The sequence below is a fragment of the Coprococcus sp. AM100_B19A genome, assembly GCF_027662015.1.
Lineage (GTDB): Bacteria > Bacillota > Clostridia > Lachnospirales > Lachnospiraceae > Allocoprococcus > Allocoprococcus comes.
The window spans coordinates 40,238-61,494 of sequence record NZ_JAQDKN010000002.1; the positions used below are offsets into that span (position 1 = coordinate 40,238).

General features: G+C 43.3%; 14 protein-coding genes and 2 tRNA genes. 15 read left to right on the forward strand and 1 reads right to left on the reverse strand.

What is annotated here, in order from left to right:
* Positions 1–79: 79 nt before the first annotated feature.
* From dnaK to PGQ33_RS02435, 8 genes are all read left to right on the forward strand, one after another.
* Positions 80–1,954 (forward strand): molecular chaperone DnaK, encoded by a 1,875-nt coding sequence (gene dnaK, locus PGQ33_RS02400; RefSeq protein WP_008374721.1) that lies wholly within the window; start codon positions 80–82, stop codon positions 1,952–1,954.
* Between the two features lie 218 nt (positions 1,955–2,172).
* Entirely contained in the window at positions 2,173–3,360 is a 1,188-nt protein-coding gene (gene dnaJ, locus PGQ33_RS02405) for a molecular chaperone DnaJ (protein WP_008374725.1), read from the forward strand.
* Between the two features lie 350 nt (positions 3,361–3,710).
* The gene (locus PGQ33_RS02410; RefSeq protein WP_070097332.1) at positions 3,711–4,259 is read left to right on the forward strand and encodes a DUF6465 family protein; all 549 of its coding nucleotides are present in this window, start codon (positions 3,711–3,713) and stop codon (positions 4,257–4,259) included.
* Positions 4,260–4,333: 74 nt separating this feature from the next.
* Entirely contained in the window at positions 4,334–5,518 is a 1,185-nt protein-coding gene (locus tag PGQ33_RS02415; RefSeq protein WP_270205194.1) for an iron-containing alcohol dehydrogenase, read from the forward strand.
* A gap of 1 nt (position 5,519) precedes the next feature.
* Positions 5,520–6,884 (forward strand): MATE family efflux transporter, encoded by a 1,365-nt coding sequence (locus PGQ33_RS02420; protein WP_117556428.1) that lies wholly within the window; start codon positions 5,520–5,522, stop codon positions 6,882–6,884.
* An 84-nt stretch (positions 6,885–6,968) separates the two neighbouring features.
* The gene (locus PGQ33_RS02425) at positions 6,969–7,346 is read left to right on the forward strand and encodes a RidA family protein (protein WP_117556305.1); all 378 of its coding nucleotides are present in this window, start codon (positions 6,969–6,971) and stop codon (positions 7,344–7,346) included.
* 35 nt (positions 7,347–7,381) lie between these two features.
* Positions 7,382–8,218 carry an Mrp/NBP35 family ATP-binding protein gene (locus PGQ33_RS02430; RefSeq protein WP_117823958.1) on the forward strand — a complete coding sequence of 279 codons (837 nt, stop codon included), beginning with the start codon at positions 7,382–7,384 and terminating at the stop codon, positions 8,216–8,218.
* 156 nt (positions 8,219–8,374) lie between these two features.
* Positions 8,375–10,747: an ATP-dependent DNA helicase gene (locus tag PGQ33_RS02435; RefSeq protein ID WP_270205195.1), complete on the forward strand. Its 2,373-nt coding sequence runs from the start codon at positions 8,375–8,377 to the stop codon at positions 10,745–10,747.
* An 8-nt stretch (positions 10,748–10,755) separates the two neighbouring features.
* On the opposite strand, the gene PGQ33_RS02440 is transcribed toward PGQ33_RS02435, so the two are convergent.
* Positions 10,756–11,634 (reverse strand): LysR family transcriptional regulator, encoded by an 879-nt coding sequence (locus tag PGQ33_RS02440; RefSeq protein ID WP_008374739.1) that lies wholly within the window; start codon positions 11,632–11,634, stop codon positions 10,756–10,758.
* A 128-nt stretch (positions 11,635–11,762) separates the two neighbouring features.
* Here PGQ33_RS02440 and PGQ33_RS02445 point away from each other — a divergent pair, with 128 nt between their 5' ends.
* The 7 genes from PGQ33_RS02445 (at position 11,763) to PGQ33_RS02475 (ending at position 21,247) form a co-directional block, all read left to right on the forward strand.
* Positions 11,763–12,467: a TIGR01906 family membrane protein gene (locus PGQ33_RS02445; RefSeq protein WP_270205196.1), complete on the forward strand. Its 705-nt coding sequence runs from the start codon at positions 11,763–11,765 to the stop codon at positions 12,465–12,467.
* A gap of 150 nt (positions 12,468–12,617) precedes the next feature.
* Positions 12,618–16,376 carry a phosphoribosylformylglycinamidine synthase gene (locus PGQ33_RS02450; protein WP_270205278.1) on the forward strand — a complete coding sequence of 1,253 codons (3,759 nt, stop codon included), beginning with the start codon at positions 12,618–12,620 and terminating at the stop codon, positions 16,374–16,376.
* Positions 16,377–16,687: 311 nt separating this feature from the next.
* Positions 16,688–18,022 (forward strand): NADP-specific glutamate dehydrogenase, encoded by a 1,335-nt coding sequence (gene gdhA / locus PGQ33_RS02455; protein ID WP_008374749.1) that lies wholly within the window; start codon positions 16,688–16,690, stop codon positions 18,020–18,022.
* 179 nt (positions 18,023–18,201) lie between these two features.
* Positions 18,202–18,274: transfer RNA gene (locus PGQ33_RS02460), tRNA-Val, on the forward strand.
* A gap of 28 nt (positions 18,275–18,302) precedes the next feature.
* Positions 18,303–18,376 (forward strand) — tRNA-Met (locus PGQ33_RS02465).
* Positions 18,377–18,446: 70 nt separating this feature from the next.
* Positions 18,447–19,655, forward strand: a complete 1,209-nt coding sequence (locus PGQ33_RS02470) for a helix-turn-helix domain-containing protein (RefSeq protein ID WP_270205197.1) — start codon at positions 18,447–18,449, stop codon at positions 19,653–19,655.
* Positions 19,656–19,873: 218 nt separating this feature from the next.
* Positions 19,874–21,247 carry an MFS transporter gene (locus PGQ33_RS02475; RefSeq protein ID WP_270205198.1) on the forward strand — a complete coding sequence of 458 codons (1,374 nt, stop codon included), beginning with the start codon at positions 19,874–19,876 and terminating at the stop codon, positions 21,245–21,247.
* The last annotated feature ends 10 nt before the right edge of the window (positions 21,248–21,257 follow it).

Sequence of the window (21,257 nt, forward strand, 5' to 3'; positions counted from 1 at the left end):
TGTACCGCATTTACGATACACTTTATATAAATAACAAAGCAAAATACAATTTTTATTATATTAACAGGAGGTCTTCATAATGGGCAAAATCATTGGTATTGACTTAGGTACAACAAACAGTTGTGTAGCGGTTATGGAAGGTGGACAGCCGGTCGTAATCGCAAATACAGAAGGAGCAAGAACTACACCATCTGTAGTAGCATTTACAAAGACAGGAGAACGTCTTGTAGGTGAACCTGCAAAACGTCAGGCAGTAACAAATGCAGAAAAGACAATCTCATCTATCAAGCGTGAGATGGGTACAGATCATAAAGTAGACATCGATGGAAAGAAATATTCTCCACAGGAAATTTCAGCTATGATCCTCCAGAAATTGAAAGCAGATGCAGAAGGATATCTTGGAGAAAAAGTTACGGAAGCAGTTATCACTGTTCCGGCTTACTTCAACGATGCTCAGCGTCAGGCTACAAAAGATGCAGGTAAGATTGCAGGTCTTGATGTAAAACGTATCATCAACGAGCCTACAGCAGCAGCTCTTGCATATGGACTTGACAATGAAAAAGAACAGAAGATCATGGTATACGACCTTGGTGGTGGTACATTTGATGTATCTGTTATCGAGATCGGTGACGGCGTTATCGAAGTTCTTTCTACAGCTGGTAACAACAGACTTGGTGGAGATGACTTCGACCAGAAGATCACAGATTATATGCTTGCAGATTTCAAGGCAAAAGAAGGCGTAGACCTGTCAACAGACAGAATGGCACTTCAGAGACTGAAAGAAGCAGCTGAAAAAGCAAAGAAAGAACTTTCTTCTGCAACAACAACAAACATCAACCTTCCGTTCATCACAGCAACAGCTGAAGGACCGAAGCATTTTGATATGACTCTTACAAGAGCTAAATTCGATGAACTGACACGTGACCTTGTAGAAAAGACACAGGAACCGGTAAGACGTGCACTTTCTGATGCAGGACTTACAGCAGCAGACTTAGGTCAGGTACTTCTTGTTGGTGGATCTACACGTATCCCGGCAGTTCAGGAAGAAGTAAAACGTCTGACAGGAAAAGAACCAAGCAAATCTCTTAACCCGGATGAATGTGTAGCACTTGGTGCTTCTATCCAGGGTGGTAAGCTTGCAGGAGATGCAGGTGCAGGCGACATCCTTCTTCTTGATGTAACTCCACTTTCACTTTCTATCGAAACAATGGGTGGTGTAGCTACAAGACTGATCGAGAGAAACACAACAATCCCGACAAAGAAGAGCCAGATCTTCTCTACAGCAGCTGATAACCAGACAGCCGTTGATATCAATGTTGTACAGGGTGAAAGACAGTTTGCAAGAGATAACAAGTCCCTCGGACAGTTCAGACTGGATGGAATTCCGCCGGCTCCACGTGGAATCCCACAGATCGAAGTTACATTCGATATTGATGCAAACGGTATCGTAAATGTATCTGCAAAAGATCTGGGAACAGGAAAAGAACAGCACATCACAATTACAGCAGGATCTAATATGTCTGATGCAGATATCGACAAAGCTGTAAAAGAAGCTGCTGAATTTGAAGCTCAGGATAAGAAACGTAAAGAAGCAATCGATGCTAAGAACGATGCCGACGCTATGGTATTCCAGACAGAAAAAGCACTTGGCGAAGTTGGAGATAAGATCGATGCAGCAGACAAAGCAGCAGTAGAAGCTGACGTACAGGCTCTGAAAGATCTGCTTGCGAAAGCGAATACAGAAGAACTTACAGATGCTCAGGTTGCAGAAATCAAAGCAGGAAAAGAAAAACTGATGGAAAGCGCTCAGAAACTGTTCACAAAGGTTTACGAACAGGCAGGCGCACAGGCTGGTCAGGCAGGACCACAGGCTGGACCTGCACCAGAAGCAGGACCGGCTCCAGAAGGATTTAACGGAGATGACGTAGTTGACGGAGATTACAAAGAAGTTTAATCCGTAAGATAAGATGAGAAACTGCAAGGCGGCATTATACCGTCTTGCAGATTTCATGTATCATAAATAAAAATAGTTTTTTATGACATAAAAAGCCTCCGGTTAGGTGAACTGCATGTGCAAAGAAGATGTTGCAGAGAGCCGGCGCGGGCATGAGAATGTGCCAGGGTACATTCTGTATTAAAATACTTTGAGAAATATCTAAGTGAGGTAGGATTATGGCAGAGGCAAAAAGGGATTATTATGAGATCCTGGGCGTATCACGAGATGCGGATGATGCGACTCTGAAAAAAGCATACAGAGCTTTGGCGAAAAAATATCACCCGGATATGAATCCAGGAGATGCAGAAGCCGAAAAGAAGTTCAAGGAGGCTTCTGAAGCCTATGCTGTTCTGAGTGATGCAGACAAACGGCGTCAGTACGATCAGTTTGGTCATGCAGCGTTTGAAGGCGGTGCAGGCGGAGCCGGTGGATATGGCGGTTTTGATTTTAACGGGGCAGACTTTGGTGATATTTTTGGTGATATCTTCGGTGATCTGTTTGGCGGTGGCAGAAGAGGCGGACGTGCGAACAATGGTCCGATGAAAGGCGCCAATATCCGTAAAGGTGTCCGGATTACATTTGAGGAAGCAATTTTTGGATGCGAGAAGGAACTGGATATCGTTCTGAAAGATCCATGTACAAAGTGTAACGGAACAGGAGCAAAACCGGGAACAAGTCCGGAGACCTGTTCAAAATGTGGTGGAAAAGGTCAGGTTGTTTATACATCACAGTCGTTCTTCGGAACGGTGCAGAATGTGCAGACCTGTCCGGACTGTCATGGAACGGGTAAGATCATTCGTGAGAAATGTCCGGACTGTGGTGGAACAGGCTATACTTCAAGCCGCAAGAAGATCAAAGTCACAATCCCGGCAGGTATTGACAATGGTCAGAGCGTAAGAATCCGTGAAAAAGGTGAACCGGGTGTGAATGGCGGACCGAGGGGAGACCTTCTGGTAGAAGTTACGGTTTCCAGACATCCAATCTTCCAGAGACAGGATGTTCATATTTTCTCAACTGCACCAATTTCGTTTGCGCAGGCAGCACTTGGTGGTGATGTGCGAATCAAGACGGTTGATGGTGATGTGATCTATACCGTAAAACCGGGAACTAAGACTGATACAAAAGTACGACTGAAAGGAAAAGGGGTACCTTCTTTGAGAAATCCTCAGGTCAGAGGTGATCATTATGTGACGCTGGTTATTCAGACTCCGGAAAAATTAAGTCCGGAAGCCAAAGAAGTGCTTAGACATTTTGATCAGTTGACAGGAAATACACTGAACCAGGAAGAGCCGGCTTCTGAATCGAAGGGTAAAGCTAAGAAAAAAGGGTTCATGGATAAGTTAAAAGAAACATTTGAAGAATAATAAAAAGGTGGCTGTGAAAAACTCGATTGAATTTTTCACAGCCACCTTTTTTATTCTTCTTCGTCTTCCAGTTCTCCTCCGATGACACCTCCGAGAACGGCAGTGAAAGAAGCAACAACGACAGCGGCGATGATTGCTACACCGATTAGTGCTACTAAAATACCCATAACACGTACCTCCTTTTCTCGTCTTTTTATAGTATAACACGGAGGCAAGTAAAATTAAATGAAAAAATGTGACTTTTTTCATTTAGTATGCTATAATGTCAAAGAGCAAATGATAACACAGCGTATTGTCAGTTTTGCGGATTTAAAATAGTAAGGCTTAACGGTTAAGGAGGGCAAACCAATATGGCACTGAAAAAACAGATAAAAGAAACAAAGGCAGCAGAGGTAAAGGCAGCGGCAGAAACTAAAGAAGAAGTAAAAACAGCAGTTAAAGCAGCAGAAGATAAAGTCAGCGAAAAAGTAGAAGAAGTAAAAGAAACTGCTAAAAAAGAAGCACAGCCGAAAGAAGTAAAGGCTACTGTTGAAAAGAAAGCGCAGGAGGTAAAAAAAGCTGCAGGAGAAGTGAAAAAAACAGTAGAAGAAACAGCTGAAAAAGCTGCAAAAGAAGTGAAGAAAACTGCAGAGAAAGTTACAAAAGAAGTAAAGAAAGCAGCACCAAAAACAACAGCAAAAAAATCTGCGGCAAAGAAAGAAATCAAAACAGAAGTTGTTCTTCAGTATGGTGAAAAAGAAGTAAACACAAAAGATATGATTGCTTCAGTAAAAAAAGACTGGACAAAACAGAAACATAAAATTTCCGAGATCAAGAGTATTGAGCTTTATGTAAAACCGGAAGATTATGCAGTATACTATGTAATCAATGGCGAACATACCGGAAAAGTATGGTTATAAGATAAGACTGAAAGATTTAGTCCGAACCGCAATCTTTATTGAACGGTTCGGATTTTTTTAAGGAGAGAGGTAAAATGCAAAAGTTTATACAGTATACCCCGACAGAAATCCTGTTTGGAGAAAACACACAGGCAGAAGTTGGGAAAGAAGTTAAGAAATGGGGCGGAAGCCGTGTGTTTATCGTATATGGCGGTGGAAGTGTAAAGAAAAGCGGACTTCTTGCGCAGGTAGAAGAAGCACTGGAAAAAGAAGGACTTGCTTATGAGGAATTTGGCGGAGTAAAGCCAAATCCCCGGATGGCATATGCACAGGAAGGCGTTGAGAAAGCAATTGAGTTCGGTGCGGATTTTCTTCTTGCAGTAGGCGGTGGAAGTTCTATTGATACAGCAAAGGCAATCGCCCATGGTGTGGCAAACCCGGACTGGTCTCTGGAGGAAATCTGGGGAGGTGAAATCATACTTACCAGATCGACACCGGTAGGATGCGTACTTACGATTGCGGCAGCAGGAAGTGAAACAAGCGATTCCGCAGTTCTGACAAACGAAGAAACAGGGAAAAAGGGAGGAATCAGCACTAGCCTGAACCGCCCGAAGTTTGCGATTATGAATCCGGTTCTTACCTATACGCTTCCAAAATATCAGATTGCGTGCGGAATCGTGGATATCATGATGCATACACTAGAGCGATATTTTATTCCAAATACGAGAAATCAGATAACAGATGAAATTGCAGAGGGAGTTCTGCGGGTTGTGATTGAAAATGGAAAGAAAGGTCTGGAGAATCCGACAGACTACGATGCCATGAGTGAAATCATGTGGGCAGGAAGCCTTTCCCATAATGGTCTGACAGGTCTCGGAAGAGCAAAAGATTTTTCTGTACATAAGCTCGGACATGCACTTGGTGCAAAATATGATAAGGCGCATGGTGCAACCCTTTCAGCTGTCTGGGGATCCTGGGCAGAATATGTCTATAAAAACGATGAAGAAAGATTTGCGCATTACGCAAAAAAAGTATGGGGCGTAGAGGAAGAAGATGTGGCGAAAGCCGCAAAAGAGGGAATTCGCCGGACGGTAGAATATTTCCGTGAGATTCATATGCCGACAAATTTAAAGGAACTGGAGATCGGAGAAGTATCAGAGGAAGATCTGCGGGAACTTGCAATGGCGGCGACATTAAATGATACTGTAAAACTTTCAAAAATCAAAGAACTTACTGCCGAAGATGTATACCAGATTTTCCGGAAAGCGGCAGAAAAATAAGATGGAAATAAATAAGAGAAAATTTTACAGACAAGTGTTCGCACTTGTAATCCCAATGGCACTTCAGAATCTGATCAATGTGGGTGTGACGGCGGCAGACGTGCTGATGCTTGGAAGAGTCAGCGAAAAAGTTCTTTCAGGTGCATCCCTTGCAGGGCAGATACAGTTTGTCATGACACTGATCCTTTTTGGTACAACATCAGGTGCAACGGTTTTGACTGCACAGTACTGGGGAAAGAAAGATACACAGACGATTGAAAAAATCCTTGGAATGGGAATGACCATCGGTGTCAGCTGTGCAGCTCTTTTTACCATTGTTGCGGAAATCATTCCGGAAGTGCTGCTTCATATCTATACCAGTGACCCGGCCGTGATCGCAGAAGGTGTGAAATATTTGCGGATCGTGGCGCTTTCCTATGTTCTGATGGCGGCAACGCAGGTCTATCTTTACATTATGCGGAGTATCGAGCAGGTTGTGATCGCAACGGTTGTTTACAGCGCGTCACTAGTTTGTAATGTCCTGGTAAATGCGCTTCTTATTTTTGGCTTATTTGGTTTACCGAAGATGGGAATTATGGGTGCGGCAATCGGAACTCTGACAGCAAGGATCGTAGAACTTATCATTGTAATCTGGTATGCAAAAGTAAAAAACCATGACGTTAGATTTCACCCGGTCTATATGCGTAAGATCGACAAGGTGCTTCTAAAAGACTTTCTGATTTATGCGAGTCCGGTGATCTTGAATGAAATGATGTGGGGACTTGGTTCTACAGCGAATACAGCAGTGATCGGTCATCTGGGAAGTGCTGCGGTGGCAGCAAATTCTGTTGCTCAGGTTGCAAGACAGCTGGCAACGGTGGTTGCCTTTGGTGTATCCAATGCGACTGCCATTTATCTTGGTAAGACCATCGGTGCAAAAGAGTTTCATCTGGCAAAAGAGTATGGAAAAAGATTTTTGTGGCTGAGTATTATTACTGGTGCGGTAGGAGGCGGCATCATTCTGATAGCTGCTCCGATTGCAAATCATGTGATGACACTCTCACAGGAAGCGCAGGGGTATCTTTATTTTATGTTTTTTGTTATGTCTTACTTTACACTCTGCCAGGCGATCAATACGACCCTTGTGGTGGGTGTATTCCGGGCAGGAGGAGATACCAGGTTTGGTCTGATCCTGGATGTGTCTACCATGTGGGGATGCTCTATTCTGCTGGGTATGATCGCTGCCTTTGTCTTTCATGCGCCGGTGCAGGTTGTTTATATCCTTCTGATGAGTGATGAGGTGATCAAAGTACCGATCACAGTCATGCGCTACCGAAGCTATAAATGGATTCAGAATGTGACGAGAGAAAAAGCAGAGCTGGCATAACATTGTATGCGAAAATAAATTTGGAATTTTGAGGCAGATGTGATATGATATAGAAAGAATATATTTGAAAAGGAGATTTGCAACATGAAATTAGTATCAACAGAAAAAGCACCAAAAGCACTTGGACCGTATTCCCAGGGATATGTACATGGGGGAATCCTTTATTCAGCAGGACAGATTGCGATCAATCCGGCTACAGATACTGTAGAAGCTGATACCATCGAAGGACAGGCTGACCAGGTATGTAAGAACATCGGAGCAATCCTTGAAGAAGCAGGAACTTCTTTTGACAAAGTATTAAAGACAACCTGTTTCCTTGCTGATATGGGAGATTTTGCCGCATTTAACGAAGTTTATGCGAAATATTTCACATCAAAACCAGCCAGAAGCTGTGTTGCTGTTAAGACACTTCCAAAGAACCTTCTTTGCGAAATTGAAGTGATAGCAGCAGTAGAAGAATAGGATTTATAAATCCTGAAAATTAGGAGGATGGCGTTATGGCAGAAGAGCAGAACAGCGGATGTTCGCCGGAATCGTGTTCTTCCTGTGCGCATGCGGGTTCATGCAGCAGTGCGAAGAAAGATCTGAAAGCACCGGCAAATCCGTATTCACAGGTAAAAAAAGTAATTGGAGTAGTCAGCGGTAAAGGTGGAGTCGGCAAATCAATGGTGACAGCATCTCTTGCACGTATGATGGTACAGCAGGGATATTCAGTTGGTATTCTGGATGCGGATATCACAGGACCATCTATCCCGAAGATGTATGGAGTGCATGGAAGTGCAGTCGGAAGCGAGGCGGGAATGTTCCCGTGCGTTGCAAAAGACGGCACGAAGATCATGTCGGTCAATCTGCTTCTGGAACACGAATCAGATCCTGTCATCTGGAGAGGACCGGTGATCGCAGGAGTAGTAACCCAGTTCTGGACTGATGTAATGTGGGGAGATCTGGATTTCTTATTTGTTGATATGCCGCCGGGAACAGGGGATGTTCCTCTTACGGTATTCCAGTCACTTCCGGTAGACGGCGTTGTGATCGTGACTTCGCCACAGGATCTGGTACAGATGATCGTAGAGAAAGCTTACAATATGGCAAAGAAGATGAACATACCGGTTCTCGGACTGGTGGAAAACTACAGTTATCTGGAATGTCCGGACTGTGGAAAGAAAATATCTGTATTTGGGGAAAGCCACATTGACGAGATTGCAGAAAAACTTGGGGTAGAAGTACTCGGAAAGATGCCGATTGATCCGAAACTTGCCGAAATTGTAGAACAGGAGAAGTTCTATGAGGCAGACAACCAGTATCTTAAAAACATCATTGACAAGTTCAATTAAGAAGAAAGCTCCGGCGAGGTGATGATCGCCGGGGCTTTTTAGCTATAGAGGCACGGAAAATGTGAAAAGCCATATCATGACAGGACGGATACAATTGGCAAGGAACATGTGTTTATGGTATGATAACAGGTAGCAAAAAGCGGAGGCAGAAAGAACATGGACGAGAATCTCCCGATGATCCGGATTTCGGTGCGAAACCTTGTGGAGTTTATTTTAAGAGAAGGGGATATTGACAATCGAACAGGAGGCGGACAAGATCCGGAGAATATGCAGATGGGAAGCCGGATTCACCGGAAGATCCAGAGACAGATGGGATCGGATTATCAGGCGGAGGTACCTCTTAAGACAGAGATTGTCTGTGATGGGTTTACTTTGAAAATAGAAGGACGTGCCGACGGACTGATTCATACAAAAGAGCAGGTCATGGTAGATGAGATCAAGGGTGTTCTGCGGGAACTTGACCGGGTGCAGGAGCCGGCAGGCATTCATCTGGCACAGGCAAAATGTTATGCCAGCATGGTAGCAGAACAGGAAGGGGTGGATGAGATCGGGGTACAGATGACCTATTGCCAGATGGAGACGGAAGAGGTGAAAAGGTTTCAGTATTCTTATCGGAGTAATGAACTGAAAGTCTGGTTCGATGAAGTGATCCGACAGTATGAAAAATGGGCAAAGTTCCAGATTGAATGGAGAAAGGCAAGAAATGCATCTGTTAAAGGGATTGAATTTCCGTTTCCATATCGTAAAGGGCAGAGAGATCTTGCGGTATCTGTTTACCGGACGATTCTTCGGAAGAAAAAGTTGTTCATCCAGGCACCAACCGGAGTGGGGAAGACGATTTCAACGGTATTTCCGGCAGTGAAAGCGGTTGGAGAAGAACTGGGCGAGAAGATTTTTTATCTGACGGCAAAAACAATCACCCGGACGGTGGCGGAGCAGGCATTCGAAACCTTGCGGGAACAGAATCTGAAGTTCAAAGTGATCACTTTAACGGCGAAAGAAAAAATCTGTTTCTGTGAGGAGACAAGCTGCAATCCGGATGACTGCCCATATGCCAAAGGGCATTTTGATCGGGTAAATGATGCGGTCTATGAGCTTTTGATGCAGGAAGATGTGATGAGCCGGGAAGTGTTGGAAGCGCAGGCAAGAAAGCATAAGGTCTGTCCATTTGAAATGGCACTGGATGTGTCGACCTGGGTGGATGGTGTGATCTGCGATTATAATTATGTGTTTGACCCGGATGCCCGGCTCAGACGTTTCTTTGCAGAAGGTGGCGCTGGAGGATATTTGTTTCTGATCGATGAGGCACACAATCTGGTAGAACGTGGACGGCAGATGTACAGTGCAGAGTTATGCAAGGAGGACTTTCTTGCGGTGAAGAAACTGGTAAAGGGAGAAGCACCGCGGTTTGCAAAAAGACTGGAGGCATGCAATAAGATTCTTCTGGCAATGAAAAAAGAGTGTGAAAACTATAAAGTGCTGGACAATATTTCGCATTTTGGAATCCAGCTTATGAATGTACTATCTGAGACAGACCGGTATCTCGAGGAATGTGTGGATAAAGAAGTCCGGGAAACCGTATTGGATTTTTATTTTCAAGTGAGGTCTTTCCTGAATATATATGATGGGTTGGATGAGAACTATGTCGTCTATACGGAGTATCAGGAGAATGGAAGATTTGTTCTGAAGTTGTTTTGTGTTAACCCGGCGGCAAATCTGCAGAAATGTCTGGATAAGGGGAACAGTGCTGTATTCTTTTCGGCAACACTTCTGCCAATCCAGTATTACAAAAGACTTCTTAGTACGGAAAAAGACAACTATGCGGTCTACATTGATTCTTCGTTTGATACAAAGAAGAGACTGCTTATGAATGGTGTGGATGTGAGTACCCGTTACACCATGCGTTCCAGGGAAATGTATCAACGATATGCGACATACATTTTCCGGGTAGTGAAAGCAAAAATGGGGAATTATCTGATCTTTTTCCCGTCTTACCGGTTTATGGAAGATGTGTATCAGGAATTTACACAGCTTCTTGCATCAGATGAAGAAGAGATGGAACTGGTTATTCAGCAGAAGCACATGGATGAAGAAGAACGGGAAAATTTCCTGCGTGCATTTGAAATGGGAAGAGAGAAAAGTCTGATCGGTTTTGGAGTTCTTGGCGGGATTTTCTCAGAAGGAATCGATCTGACAAATGAGAAGCTGATCGGGACACTGATCATCGGAACAGGGTTGCCGCAAGTGTGTAATGAGCGGGAAATCCTGAAAAGCTATTTTGACCAGAAGGGACTTTACGGATTTGACTATGCTTACCGGTATCCGGGGATGAACAAGGTTTTGCAGGCAGCAGGAAGGGTGATCCGCACAGAGGATGACCGCGGAGTGATACTTCTTCTGGATGAGCGTTTTCAGAGGGAGAAGGGGAAAGAGATTTTCCCGAAAGAATGGGCGGACTGTGAAAGATGCCGGTTAGACATTGTGGAAGAAAAAATCCGTCTGTTCTGGGAAAAACAGACGGATAATTAAGAAACTTTTTATGCATTAAAGTAATCCAGAAATGCCTGTGTCGCGCGGGAAACCGGAACATGTCCGTTCCACGCGGCAACCAGCTGACGCTTTGGAAGTTGTTCTTCGGTCTGGACGACAAAGAGTTGGTCGGAATTCTTTGGTACACAGTAGTCCGGAATAAAAGCGATGCCAAGTCCGATCCGTGCGAGATCGATCAGAAGATCGTTGCTGCTCAGCTCGATTTCAGGAACCAGATCCAACTGATGCTGCTGGAAGAGAGAATGCAGAAATTCACTGGTTGTACTTTTTCTGTCCAGCATGATGATCGGATAACGCTGCAGTTCTTTGAGGGAAAGCTTTTTCCCCTGCAGTTCCGCAAAGGACTGGTTTGCGATAAAGACATCGTGAAAATCACGGATCTTTCGGAAGGAGGCAAGACTGCCAAGGTAAACGTTCGGATAGTTAGCGACAATGAGATCTACCTGACCGTTCTCCAGAAGTTCCGTACACTTGATCGAAGTGGCATTGGTCACTTTTATATGTGCGTTAGGGAAAGCTTTGTGGAAACGTTCCAGATAAGGGACCAGAAAATACCGGCAGATGGTGTCGCTGGCACCGATGCGGATCTGACCGCCGGTAGAGGCTGTTTCCATGATCTGGGATTCCCCGCGCTTGATCAGATTGATCGCCGGTTCGATATGACGCAGAAGGATCTCGCCTTCCGGGGTGAGCTGAACTTTTTTTGTGCTTCGGATGAAAAGAACCTGATCCAGTTTCTTTTCCAGTGCTTTAATGGACTGGCTGACAGCGGACTGTGAAATAAAGAGCTGCTTGGAAGCCTCAGAAAAGCTGAGCGTGTCTGCAACATAATAAAATACTTTATATAATTCATAGTTGATATCCATTATTAGTCCTCCTTATAAAACCTATTAGTATTATAAGTGATAAAAAATGAAATTTCAAGAGAAAACCATTTTTGACAAATGAAGACAGGGTTGCTAAACTATAGACAAAAAAGAGAAGGAGAAAAAGGATGGCAAAAAAGAAATGGCTGCATAAAATCCTGGCGATTTTGCCGAGTATTTCACTGATCGTGATCCTGCTGATCAGCAGTTTTGAGATCGGTGCATACGGAGACTGGAATTTTTATGAAAAAGAATATGAAAAATATAAGGTGGCGGATGAACTTTATATGGAGATGCCGGATATTATGAAGGTGACAAAATTCATGATGTCTTATTTGCGGGGCAACGAGAAGAAACTGAGTATTGAGACGGAAGTGGAAGGAAATATACAGGATTTTTTCAATGAGAAGGACCGGCTTCATATGGCAGATGTGCAGGGGCTTTTTCTTGGCGGACTTGCAATCCGGAGGGGAGCGATCATCGTACTGCTTTTTTCAATGGCGGCACTTGTGCTTATGAAAGCAGACTGGAAGAGACTGATCCCGCAGATGTATCAGCGGGTGCTGGCGGTATTTCTGGCACTTACCGCGGTAGCAGGATTTCTGTTCTCAAGAGACTTTAACAAATATTTTGTGATCTTTCATCATATTTTCTTCAGTAATAACCTATGGATCCTTGATCCGGCAGAAGACTATATGATCCGGATGCTTCCGGAGGGCTTTTTCTATGATATGGTGATGAGGATCGGAAGTATTTTTGCTGTGTTTTTAATCGTATCTTTTGTCTGCAGTATTGTCCAGAAAAAGATAAATAAGAGATGCGGTTCACGGTAATTGTAATAAATAAGATATACTTATAAAAAGATTTAGTTATATTTATTGTACTTATAAAAGGTGATGTGGTAAAATAAAAATCGAGGAAACTGCCGTTATGCCGGATCAAGGCATGCGGTTTCAATATTACTACCAAAGCTAATGGAGGAAATTATGGGCGTAAAACGTGTATATGTGGAGAAAAAACCAGAATTTGCAGTACAGGCTAAAGAACTTCGCCATGAGGTGAAGAGTTATCTTGGAATTAAGACGGTGAAGAATGTACGTGTACTGATCCGCTATGATGTGGAAAATCTTTCTGATGCAACATTTGAAAGAGCATGCAACGGTGTGTTTGCAGAACCACCGGTAGATGTGCTTTACAGAGAGGACTTCCCGCGCGAAGAAAGTGACCACATTTTTTCTGTAGAATTTCTTCCTGGACAGTTTGACCAGAGAGCAGATTCTGCTGTTCAGTGCGTACAGTTTATCAAAGAGGATGAGCTGCCGGTTATCAAGACAGCGACCACTTATGTGATCGAAGGTGAGATCAGCGAAGAAGAGATGGAAGCTATCAAGGCACACTGCATCAATCCGGTGGATTCCAGAGAGACAGGGCTTGAAAAACCGGAGACACTGGTTACGAAATTCGAGGAACCTGCAGATGTAAAGATTTTTGACGGATTCAAAGATATGCCGGAAGAGGAACTGAAAGAGTTATACAGTTCGCTTGGACTTGCTATGACATTCAAGGATTTCCAGCACATCCAGAATTATTTCAAAGGGGAGGAACACAGAGATCCATCTATGACAGAGATCCGTGTTCTGGATACTTACTGGTCTGACCACTGCCGTCATACTACATTCTCAACAGAACTTACAGAAGTATCCTTCGGTGATGGCGATTACAGAAAGCCGATGGAAGATACTTATAAAGAATACCTTCAGACACACAGTGAGATCTTTAAAGGACGCGAAGACAAATTTGTATGCCTGATGGATCTTGCGTTGATGGCAATGCGGAAGCTGAAAAAAGAAGGCAAACTTCAGGATCAGGAAGAATCCGATGAGATCAATGCCTGCAGTATCGTTGTCCCGGTTGAAGTAGATGGTGTGGAAGAAGAGTGGCTTGTCAACTTCAAGAACGAGACGCACAACCATCCGACCGAGATCGAACCATTTGGTGGTGCAGCTACCTGCCTTGGTGGAGCAATCCGTGACCCGCTGTCAGGACGTACTTATGTATACCAGGCAATGCGTGTAACAGGTGCAGCAGATCCGACCGTATCTGTAAAAGAGACGATGAAAGGAAAACTGCCGCAGAAGAAACTGGTGCGTAGTGCAGCACATGGATACAGCTCATATGGTAATCAGATCGGACTTGCAACCGGACTGGTAAAAGAGATCTATCATCCGGATTATGTGGCAAAGAGAATGGAGATCGGTGCGGTTATGGGTGCTGCTCCGAGACGTGCAGTTATCCGTGAAAATTCGGATCCGGGAGATATCATCATTCTTCTTGGCGGACGTACCGGACGTGATGGCTGTGGTGGAGCAACCGGTTCTTCCAAAGTTCATACCGAAGAATCCATCGAGACATGTGGAGCTGAGGTTCAGAAGGGTAATGCGCCGACCGAACGTAAAATCCAGAGAATGTTCCGCAGAGAAGAAGTCAGCAAGCTGATCAAGAAGTGTAATGACTTCGGAGCAGGCGGAGTATCTGTTGCAATCGGAGAACTTGCAGATGGTCTTCAGATCAATCTGGACAAAGTACCGAAAAAATATGCAGGTCTTGACGGAACAGAGATTGCAATTTCTGAATCCCAGGAGCGTATGGCTGTTGTGGTAGATCCGAAGGATGTAGATGAATTCCTTGGCTATGCAAAAGAAGAGAATCTGGAGGCGGTAAAGGTTGCAGTTGTTACCGAAGATCCGAGACTTGTTCTTTCATGGAGAGGAAAAGAGATTGTAAATATTTCCCGTGCCTTCCTGAACACCAACGGTGCACACCAGGAGACAACGGTTAAAGTTGATATTCCTTCAAGAGAAGATACCATCCTTAAGAAACAGGTTGAGGTTGGCGATGTAAAAGAAAAATGGCTGGATACTCTGAAAGATCTGAATGTATGCTCGCAGAAAGGTCTGGTTGAGATGTTCGACGGATCGATCGGAGCAGGCTCGGTTTTCATGCCTCACGGTGGAAAATACCAGATGACAGAGACGCAGAGTATGGTTGCAAAGCTTCCGGTTATGCATGGTAAATGCGATACCGTTACGATGATGAGTTATGGATTTGATCCGTATCTGTCAAGCTGGAGTCCGTATCACGGAGCTGTCTATGCTGTCACAGAGTCTATGGCTAAGATCGTGGCTTGTGGTGGAGATTACAGCAAGATCCGTTTTACATTCCAGGAATATTTCCGCAGAATGACAGAGGATCCGGAAAGATGGAGTCAGCCATTTGCAGCACTGCTTGGTGCATATAAGGCACAGATTGCTTACGGACTTCCGTCAATCGGAGGAAAGGACAGCATGTCCGGAACATTTGAACATATCGATGTACCGCCGACACTGGTATCCTTTGCAGTTGACATTGCCAAAGAAGGAGATATCATTACTCCGGAACTGAAAAAAGCAGGTAATAAACTTGTATGGATGAAGATTGAAAAAGATGAATATGAGCTTCCGGTATATGAACAGGTAATGGATCAGTACGGTAAGTTCGCTGATGATATCCACAACGGAAAGATTGTATCGGCTTACGCACTTGACCGCCATGGAGTGATCGCAGCTGTCAGTAAGATGGCATTCGGTAACGGAATGGGTGTGAAGATCGAACACAGCATGGATGCAAGAGAACTTTTTGCACCTGCATTCGGTGACATCGTAGCAGAAGTTCCGGCAGACAAGGTTGGAGAACTCTCCATTTCTTACACTGTGATCGGTGAAGTGACAGATGATGCGAAATTCGCATTTGGAGATACAGAAATCACACTGAAAGAAGCAGAAGATGCATGGACAGGAACTCTGGAACAGGTATTCCGTACGGTATCTGACGAAGCTTCTGACGAAAAGGTAGAATCTCCGCTGTATGATACAAAAGACATTGTAATCTGCGGACACAAGATTGCACAGCCGACTGTATTTATCCCGGTATTCCCGGGAACAAACTGCGAGTATGACAGTGCAAAAGCATTTGAAAGAGCAGGCGCAAAGGTCATCACAAAAGTATTCCGTAACATGGATGCAGCAGATATCGTAGATTCTGTGAATACATTTGAAAAAGAAATTGCAAAATCCCAGATCATCATGTTCCCGGGCGGATTCTCAGCTGGTGACGAACCAGATGGTTCAGCAAAATTCTTTGCAACTGCATTCCAGAATGCAAAACTCAAAGAAGCAGTAGAAAAACTTCTGAACGAAAGAGATGGTCTTGTACTTGGTATTTGTAACGGATTCCAGACACTGGTTAAACTTGGTCTGGTTCCTTACGGAGAAGTTGTGGGACAGACACCGGATTCTCCGACACTGACCTACAATACCATCGGACGCCATATTTCCAAGATGGTTTACACGAAAGTTGTTACCAACAAGTCACCATGGTTGCAGGGGGCAGAGCTTGGCGGAGTTTATACCAATCCGGCATCCCACGGAGAGGGACGTTTTGTTGCAAGTGAAGAATGGCTTGACAAGCTCTTTGCAAACGGACAGGTTGCAACACAGTACTGTGACCTTGACGGAAATGTATCTATGGACGAAGAATGGAACGTCAATGGCTCTTATCGCGCAATTGAAGGTATTACAAGTCCGGATGGCCGTGTGCTTGGTAAGATGGCACATTCAGAACGTCGTGCAGATTCCGTGGCAATCAATATTTATGGTGAGCAGGATATGAAGATCTTTGAATCCGGTGTGAAATATTTCAAATAAGACGGGAAATCTGGAATAAAATGCTTCGAATGAGACAAAAATGCAAGATTGTCGACACGAACTTGCAAAAAAGAGAAGAAGTATCAAGAAAAAAAATGAAAATCAGCTGTATTTGAAACAAAAATGTAGTGGAAATTCATAAAAATTGAAAAATATGAAAAAAAATCTTGACACAGGCGCCTGAATGCTTTACTCTGTTAAAGAACAAAGGTGTTCCGGAGGGACAGACATTTGTTTGTCCCTCTTTTTTTAGCAAAGAAGTGTGCAAAGTCACATTTTTGTAAAAGAACATTCAGGAGGTATTGAGTAGTATGTCTTATGTTGATGAAGTAATTGAACTTGTAGTAAAGAAAAACCCAGATGAACCAGAATTTCATCAGGCAGTAAAAGAGGTTCTGGAATCTCTTCGTGCAGTTGTAGAAGCTCATGAAGAAGAATACAGAAGAGACGCTCTTCTTGAAAGACTCGTTGAGCCGGAAAGACAGATCAAATTCCGCGTACCGTGGGTAGATGATAAAGGTCAGGTTCAGGTTAATACAGGATACCGTGTACAGTTTAACAGTGCAATTGGACCATACAAAGGAGGATTACGTCTCCATCCTTCAGTAAATATCGGAATTATCAAATTCCTTGGATTTGAACAGATCTTCAAAAACTCTTTGACAGGACTTCCAATCGGTGGAGGAAAAGGTGGATCAGACTTCGATCCGAAAGGAAAATCAGATCGTGAAGTTATGGCATTCTGCCAGAGCTTTATGACAGAGCTTTGCAAATATATCGGAGCAGACACAGATGTACCAGCCGGAGATATCGGAACAGGTGCAAGAGAGATCGGATATATGTACGGACAGTACAAGAGAATCCGTGGATTATCAGAAGGTGTTCTGACAGGTAAAGGACTCAGCTACGGTGGATCCCTTGCACGTACAGAAGCTACAGGATACGGACTTCTGTATTTCACACGCGAGATGCTCAAACTTGCAGGAAAAGACATCGCTGGCAAGACAGTTGCTGTTTCTGGAGCAGGTAACGTTGCAATCTACGCAATCGAAAAAGCACAGCAGATGGGTGCCAAAGTTGTGACATGCAGCGATTCTACTGGATGGGTTTATGATCCGGAAGGAATCGATGTTGCAGCACTGAAAGAAATCAAAGAAGTGAAGAGAGCAAGACTTACAGAATACAAGAACTACCGTCCAAATTCAGAATATCATGAAGGACGTGGTGTATGGTCAGTAAAAGTTGATATTGCTCTTCCTTGTGCAACACAGAACGAACTTCATCTGGAAGATGCAAAACAGCTTGTTGCAAACGGATGCTTCGCAGTAGCAGAAGGAGCTAACATGCCTACCACACTGGAAGCTACACAGTATCTGCAGGAGAACGGTGTATTATTTGCACCTGGTAAAGCTTCTAATGCAGGTGGTGTTGCCACATCAGCACTTGAGATGTCACAGAACAGCGAACGTCTCAGCTGGACATTCGAAGAAGTTGATGCAAAACTTCAGAACATCATGGTAAATATCTGCCACAACGCAGCAGACGCAGCAAAACGTTACGGAGCAGAAGGAAACTATGTAGTAGGTGCTAACATTGCCGGATTTGAAAAAGTTGTAGACGCAATGCAGGCTCAGGGAATTGTATAAGACATATCCTCTATGTAAAAATATAAACCAAAAGTCCCCGGAAGTAAATTCCGGGGGCTTTTGCTTAGGAAGGGTGAAAATCTGTTAAAAAAAGTATCAAAAAAAGTAAAAAAACAGTTGACATTTCAATGATTATAATTGTATAATGACAAAGTCGGTTGTGAGACGGACAAACATATGGGATCATAGCTCAGTTGGGAGAGCATCTGCCTTACAAGCAGAGGGTCATAGGTTCGAGCCCTATTGGTCCCATTGCAATGAAAGTTGCATAATTGAATCTGGCGGGATAGCTCAGTTGGCTAGAGCACGCGGTTCATACCCGCGGTGTCGCTGGTTCAAATCCAGTTCCCGCTACTTGAAGAAGGAGTCCTTGTGTGGGGCTTCTTTTTTACTATATGAGAAATGAAGTGATGGAGTAAGGAAGATGGATAAGACACGATTCTGGGCGGAGAGACTCTATGTAAATAGTAAGATTTCCTCGCACATTTATTATGCCGAGAAAGATATACCGGAAGTTATCGGCATCGGAGAAAATGAAGAGGATCCGTTCTTGACAGATCCGTATTTAGAAGAAAATCTGCGTAAGATGTATGAAGAAAAAAGGGCGCCTGTCCTTACGATAGAAGACGGCTGGGTGGCTTACATGGCATTTTCTGATGCAGAGAACAATTTTTATATCGGAGGACCGGTGAGTCTGGCGACGGATAAGGAAGAAAAAAGCGGACTGTATCATTACAGGCGCAGACATCAGCTTTCGCAGCGTAAATTGAATATCCCCAGAATGTCGATCATGAAACTTGCCGGTATTTTGTCTATGTCTCTTTTTTCTCTGTGTGGTCTTGAAATAAGTGAAGCAGAGCTGATGGAATTAAGTCGGATTGAAACAGGTAAGAAAAGCGAAATAGAAGGGGAACTGGTTAACTATAAATTTGATTCTTCAGAAAATGAACGAAAGCATGTAACATATGAATATGAAAAAAAATACTACGATGCGATAAAAAGAGGAGATAGTGATTATTTCAAAGGTCCGATGTATGACAAGCTGCATCTGTATGATGAAATTGGAAAGCTGGCTGAGGGAGGCCTTAAGCAGGCGGAGTATATGGTTGCGGCAGGACTTGCGTTGATCTCACGGGCAGCAATGGAAGGAGGCGTATCGCCGACAGAAGCTTATGCGGTGAGCGATGTGTTTTATCAAAGGCTGGAAAAGTGTAAAACACAGAAAGAGATGTATCAGCTCTCTTCTGAGATACAGCGAACCTATGTGAAAATGGTTCAGGAACGGAAGAAAGAGAAGAAAAATTCAAATTATGTCGAACAGTGCAAGGATTATCTGACACAAAATTTCCATAAAAGAATCACGGCGGAAGAACTGGCAAAACAGATAGGGGTAAACAGAAGCTATTTGTCCGGAAAATTTTCCGAACAGGTTGGGATGAGCATTTCACAGTATAGCATTCTGATACGAATCCGAGCGGCTGAGAATATGCTGAAATATTCTGAGGCTTCGATTTCTTACATTGCAGATTATCTGTGTTTTTCATCACAGAGTCATTTTGGCAGAGAGTTTAAAAAGAAAAACGGGATTTCTCCGTCCGAATATCGGAAACAGAATAAAAATATACATTTTTAAGCAAACAGACATAAATGATAAAAAAGCAACATATATGACAGAAACATCCATTGGATACGGTTATGATAATCGTATCCAATGGATGTTTTTTATTGCCAAGCATATCAATAATTGGTTCAGTGAACCAATTTTGATTGCATAACTATAAAAGTGTATTCCGGAAACCTTTTGTAGAAGAGAAAACTGAAATGATCATGAAAAAAAGGAGAGAGATACGGATGGAGAATGAAGCAAACAAAAAATATTTATCAGTTCCAAAGAAAATAGCATATGGTTCGGGGGACTTTGGATCGAATTTCTTTTATATGCTGGTTTCATCGTTTATGATGCTGTATCTGACAGATTCTGTCGGATTAAATGCAGGCGTTGTAGGAACGCTTATGATGGTGAGTAAACTGCTGGATGGGGTTACTGATGTCTTTTTCGGCAGTCTGATCGATAAGACACACAGCAAAATGGGAAGGGCAAGACCGTGGATGTTCTTTTCGGCAATACCGCTTGCAATTTCAACGATTTTATTGTTCTGCATTCCGGAGAGCTTTGGAATAACAGCACAATATGCATATTTCTTTGTATTTTATACTTTGTCAAATGCAGTATTTTATACGGCAAATAATATTGCATATGCAACAATGTCTGCCAGAATCACAAAAAATGATGCAGAAAGAGTATCGCTTGGATCATTCCGTTATGCGTTTGCAGTAGTAGCTTCTATTATAGTTTCTGCTATGACGGTAATTCTGGTGGATAACTTTGGAGGCGGTGCAGCAGGATGGAGAATGGTTGCTATTATTTACATGATTATCATGTTTGCTTTCAGTTCAATTGCAAGTCTGGTCTGCAAAGAAATTCCGGAGGAAGAATTTGAGGTAAAGATGTCTTCGAATGGGGAAATAAAGAGAGCAGAAAAGAAATCATTTTTGGAACTGCTTAAAATTATTATCACGAATAAATATTATCTGATCATGCTTGCTATTTATATTCTGTCTTATATTAATACAGGAATCGGAACGACATCCGGAACCTATTACTTCAAATATATTATGGGAAATCCGGCGCTTTTGGGAGTGGTTTCTATGTCTTCTATGGTAATGATCGTAGGACTGATCTTTAATCCGTCTCTTGTGAAAAAATACGGAATGTATAAGGTGAACCTGGTTTCCTACATCATAACTGCGGTTTTGTCAGTCGGAGTAATGATTGCTTCTTATATGGTTAATTTTACCGGAATTGTTGTACTTATGTTTTTAAAAGCAGTTACGATGGCGCCGCTTATGGGAAGTCTGAATGCCCTGGTAGCAGAGGTCGCAAAAAATGTATATCTGAAAAAGAATGTACAGGTCGAAGGTATGATGTTCAGCTGTTCGTCCCTCGGTATGAAGCTGGGAAGCGGAATTGGTTCTGCGGCAGTTGGCTGGATTCTTGCCGCTGCAGGTTATGTGGGAACTTCAGATATTATGAGTGCAGGTGTAATCTCAGCAATTAAATTTATTTATGGCGCGCTGCCGTTGATCGTCACTGTTCTTCTGGTTGTGATGTGCTGGCTACAGAAAGTTGTGGAAGAAAACCAGAAGCTGGTAAATGAAAAATAATGTCAGATGA